This window comes from Aequorivita todarodis (assembly GCF_028561335.1).
GTDB lineage: Bacteria > Bacteroidota > Bacteroidia > Flavobacteriales > Flavobacteriaceae > Aequorivita > Aequorivita todarodis.
Map to the genome: position 1 here is coordinate 1 of NZ_JAQQTG010000012.1, position 4,829 is coordinate 4,829.

A 4,829-nucleotide genomic window follows, 5' to 3' on the forward strand; every position below is an offset into this window, starting at 1 on the left:
ACCGCCCCAAGTGGGGGTTTTGCGGTCCCACAGCCCAAAAACCGTGTTTTCACCTTTGCGGACATTCCCGGACTTTTTTTGGGATATGCTCTCTTGCCCAACTGGCCCACAACGGTCTCGGCTATGAACAGTTGGGGATTTTATGCCCTAACTTTTCGGTTTAGCACTGACCTTTGTTTTATGTTTATACTTTCGTTTTATCACTTTCGCCCCAATTGTTTATAGCCATTGTTGGCGGTAGTTTTTTATTGGTATTTTTCCAAAGCATCCTTATATATTGCTTCGGTTTGGTCTTTAAATCTACTTTTATTAGTTAAAAATACATTCAGCTTCTCATATATGCTTTTATAGATTATTTGATGTGCTTTATTCGCTAAAGTATCTTCATTGTAAACATCCATTTCAAAATCATCTTCTGTAGCGAAATCTAAAAGTTTCATTAAATCATCTTTTTCGATTTTATCAATTTCAGTCCATATTTCAGGTTCGTTTTTGTCTTTTATAAAAAAGGCTTGGTTATTATCAATCTTTAAGAATTTCATAATTCATCGTATTTCGTTGGTTGTATGCTTCTTCCCCTGCTTCAAGACAGTTCATAAGTACATCTAAATTTTTAATCAATTCTCCATCAACATTTTTTAATGTTTTGCTTGTAGGATGCCCAAAAAAGACTTTGTATTCTACATTACCATTGTTAACTAATTTTTGAGTAAAAACAAGATGGTTTGGATTGATTGAAGCTCCAATAGTACTATTATGAGTAACTACAATTACAGGGATTTCTTTTGCAATTTCTTTAATTAACTCGTTTACTTCACTTTTTAGGAAAATATTATCGAATGAAGATTCAGGTTCATCAATTAGTAACAAGTCGTGTTTTAAAGCATCACTTATTTCGTGAAGTAAATTAAATTCCGAGCGTTCACCTCCAGAAACCTCATAACCGTGCTTATTTAGTGTTCTGTAATCTATGTCCACAAAATATTTATAGAAATCAGTTTCTTCAATTCCTACATTTTGAAGTGCAGTTAAGAAATTATATGGATTCTCATAATTGTTAAATGCTTCACTAAATCCTAGTGTAGTTTTGCTTTTCTTTTTAAGCTGGCTTGCTCCAGTATATTTTTTAGTTTTAGCCAAGACTTTGAAACCTCTGATTTCCTTACTGTCAATTACTTTTTCTGTTTGAACATTCTTAACAAGTCTAGTAAATTTTTGAACTTTAATTTTTTCAAATTGAATTTTTTCAAAATCAACCTCCTCAATTGAAGTTGTTGTTGAACGAAATCTCAAATTTTCTTTTATTGATTCGATAAGATTATTCGTCCAATCCTTTTTTAGATTTTTTTCATAAAGTTCATTGTGCTTCTTAATAAGTTCTGTAATTAAGTTCTTTAAACTGTCATCAGTAATATGATTATTAACAATGTCTTTGTACTCATTAGTTTCAAGTAAGGTCTCTGTGGCCGAGATTAATTTTTTTAGGTTTTCTAGATTGTCTAATGTAAATTTTGTTTCGTTATATAATTTGCATTTTGAAAATGTATCTAAATTATCGCTTTCTGAAGCATACTTTTTAAGTGAACTTAAATATTTTTCGAGAGAAATCTCATTTGATTTAAGGTCAATTTCGTTAACATCTAAAACGACATCTTTGAATTCTTTTAAATAGTTTTCGGTTACTAAACTGTGCCTTGTTGTAACTAGTTTTTTAAAATTCTCTTTATCGTTTTGAAGTAGAGAGAATTGTCTTAAATATTTTACATTATCAAAGCTATCACAAATCTTGTTTAAAGTGTAAGTTTTTCCAGAAGAACGTCCGCCAACTATTACATTTAAGCCCGTTGATAACATTATACCGTCATCTGTAGCTTGGAAAAAATCGTTACCATCTTCTTTAGAAAGAAAGACCTTTGTTTTGTCATATAAACAACCTTTAATTGCGTTTAAAGTTGTGTCTTCTGCATCTACAAATGTTTGTTTAGTGGGGTATGAAGGCATATTTTCAACAAACCTACAGTCACTAAATATTACAGGCGTTAATTTGTCCGCTTCTTTAATACAAGCTTTAAACTTTCTCAAACTCGTTACCTCTCCAACAAAAATGTTGTCTCCAAATTTTGCTATAGTGTTTGGTTTAATATTTGGTTTTTTGTCGTAATGCGGAATTAAAAGATAATTGTTCAGGTTTGGAAAAATTTCAATTAGTTGCTCATAACTGATTGAGTCATCTTTCGTGGGAATTGAGTCTTTTACTTTTTGGCATTTTAAATTAAAGTCATCAAGTTGCTCATTTTCTGAAATCAAAAGTAAATGACCGCTTTCTAAATCAATTTCTATTCCTGGGAAAACTTTTATATTCAGTTCTTGACATATTTGTTCAAATTGAGTTTTATCGAACAAATTATGGTTAGTAATTGCAATGCAATCAATTTCTAATAAATCAACATATTCTTTTAATGATTCAATATCAAATTCAAAGTATCTATCACTAATGGATTGAACAGTATGAATATGTAAATCTATCTTTTTCAATTCTTATGCGTTTTTTTCAAAATTACCGCCAACGGTTTTGTATAAGATTAGTTGCGTTGTTTAAGCAACTAATTTAGCAAATACAAACCAAATAGAAAATCCGCGAGGATTTTCGTAAGTAGGCTAGAACCAAGCAATTAATTTTATACGTTGTTGGCAACTGGCTTTTCTTTCCGATTTCTATTTATCAATCGAAACTAAAACTTTTTCAATTCCGAGTTTTTGCCATTCTCCATTTCTGAATTCTGGTCTTGACCTTAAATTTCCTAAAACTCCCGAAGTTTCTCTAAATCTGTTAGCATTCCAAACTTTTTGTTTAGAAGTTCCGTTTTTATAAAATGTCGTGATATAAGCTGTTTTGGTCAATAAAAGTCTCTTTTTAAATTCAGATTCCGTTGACGGATTTAATTCAATTGGTAAAATTCCATTTGAATAGTCAACTATTTTTTCTTTAGAAAATTCTCTTTTTGGTAATTCACTTTGCGTTGGTAATGCATTTTTTGCTCTAATCTCAATTCTCAAATTTTCCAAAACAGACTCAATTAATTCTCCATCATATTCGTCAAGAAAATCTTGTTTTATAAGTTCCGATATTTTTTCTTGATAATTTTCGTCGAGTAGTTTTTTTGTCAGTTCCTTATGTTCCTCTCTGCGATTTAATTTTTTTAGTCCGTTAAGAGTGAAATTCCGCAATGATTCTCGGTTAAAATTTTCTTTAGCAAATATTTCGACAAATTTTAATCCTTTGTCATTATCCTTTGTGAACTTTATTGTTTCTAAAAGTATTGGGTCTTCTTGTTTTGCTAAATCTCCATCGTAAAAAATTTGGATTCCTTGTCCAATTAAAATTCCGTATTCGAGTTTTAACTGACGCATATATGAAAATAACTGTTGTTGGAATCTTGAATTGAGTGGAATGTTTGGTTGTTTAATTTCAATCACGAACAATTTTCTATTATCGGAATCTTTTATTACAAAATCAGGTGTAATTCTGTTTGAGGCACCAACTTGAAAGGAAGGTCGAATTTCTATATCTCCAGAATATTCTTTCCAATCCAAAACTCTTAAAGCTTGGACTACATTTTGTTCAAAATCACTTTCGCTAATATCAGTCCGAATATTGTCTGATAATAAAAAGCAGATTTCATTCCATTTTTCGTTGTTCATTTTCGGTTTTCTCTATTTTTTTTAGCTTGTTGCCAACGGTCTCGGCTATGAGTAGTTGCGTGGTTTAGAACTCAACTTTGCAAGTACACACCAAATTGAAAATCCGCGAGGATTTTCAGAAGTAGGCGAGAACAAGCAATTACTTATAGCCATTGTTGTGGTTAGTGTTTTTTATTTATTTACTTAATTTTAAAATTCTAAAAGCTCCTTGAATTACCAAAACAAAAACGATTGTTCCGATAATCAAATCAGGTTTGCTTGAACTCAACCAATTTACCAAAAGTCCTGCTGTAATTACTCCTAAATTGATAATCACATCGTTTGAAGTGAAAATCATACTTGCTTTCATATGAGCATCTTCCTTACTTTTTGACTTTTGTAAAATGTAAAGGCAAATTCCGTTTGCAATAAGTGCAAAAATCGAAACAATAATCATTGTCGAAAAGTTGGGTAGTTTCTCGTCTCCGAAAAATCTCCTTAAAACTTCTACAAATCCAATAATTGCAAGTGTTATTTGAAAATATCCAGCAAGTTTGGCAATCCGTTTTTTCTTTATTACTGTTCCGCCAACCGCAAACAAGCTAATTCCGTAAACGAAACTGTCCGCAAGCATATCTAAACTGTCTGCGACCAAACCCATTGACTTTGAGATTATTCCTGTTGTCATTTCGATTAGGAAAAATGCGAAATTTATTCCGAGGACAGTCCAAAGTAATTTTTTTTGATTTGCATTTTCATTAAATTCCGTTTGGTCAGTTTGTGCAGTCGAGATTTTCTTTCCGCCTAAATTCAGTTCGATAACTGATTTTTCGATTTGGTCAGTTTCTCCGCTGTGAAAAACGGTCAGTTTTCGGTTGGGAATGTCAAAGTCCAAATTCGCAATACTTGGAATTCCGTCCAATTTCATTCGGATTAGATTTTCCTCTGAAGGACAGTCCATTTTAGTAATTTCAAATATTGTTTTATTCATTTAGTTACTCGGTTTTTTTTACATTAACCACAACGCCCGCGTGTATGCGCAGTGGCGGGATATTTGCCGGCACTTCCACCCGGCACGGACGCTAAATGTATAAAATTATCTTCGGATATCCACTTTGCCGCCATTGCGTATACATAGTGTTGTGGGG

The 4,829-nt window shown here is 31.9% G+C and carries 5 protein-coding genes; 1 reads left to right on the forward strand and 4 read right to left on the reverse strand.

The window, feature by feature from the left end; all coding sequences use genetic code 11:
* On the forward strand, positions 1 to 225 hold a 225-nt coding region (locus tag POV26_RS04570; RefSeq protein ID WP_272855295.1), incomplete at its 5' end, for a hypothetical protein.
* Between the two features lie 20 nt (positions 226 to 245).
* Here POV26_RS04570 and POV26_RS04575 read toward each other — a convergent pair.
* The 4 genes from POV26_RS04575 to POV26_RS04590 form a co-directional block, all read right to left on the reverse strand.
* Positions 246 to 542 (reverse strand): hypothetical protein, encoded by a 297-nt coding sequence (locus tag POV26_RS04575; protein WP_272855296.1) that lies wholly within the window; start codon positions 540 to 542, stop codon positions 246 to 248.
* Entirely contained in the window at positions 523 to 2,535 is a 2,013-nt protein-coding gene (locus tag POV26_RS04580; RefSeq protein WP_272855297.1) for a PHP domain-containing protein, read from the reverse strand. Before POV26_RS04580 ends, POV26_RS04575 begins: the two co-directional genes overlap by 20 nt.
* 180 nt (positions 2,536 to 2,715) lie before the next feature.
* A complete protein-coding gene (locus POV26_RS04585) occupies positions 2,716 to 3,702 on the reverse strand; it encodes a type I restriction enzyme HsdR N-terminal domain-containing protein (RefSeq protein WP_272855298.1) in 987 nt (328 codons plus the stop codon).
* A gap of 175 nt (positions 3,703 to 3,877) precedes the next feature.
* Positions 3,878 to 4,672: a cation efflux transmembrane domain-containing protein gene (locus tag POV26_RS04590; RefSeq protein ID WP_272855299.1), complete on the reverse strand. Its 795-nt coding sequence runs from the start codon at positions 4,670 to 4,672 to the stop codon at positions 3,878 to 3,880.
* Between the last annotated feature and the right edge of the window lie 157 nt (positions 4,673 to 4,829).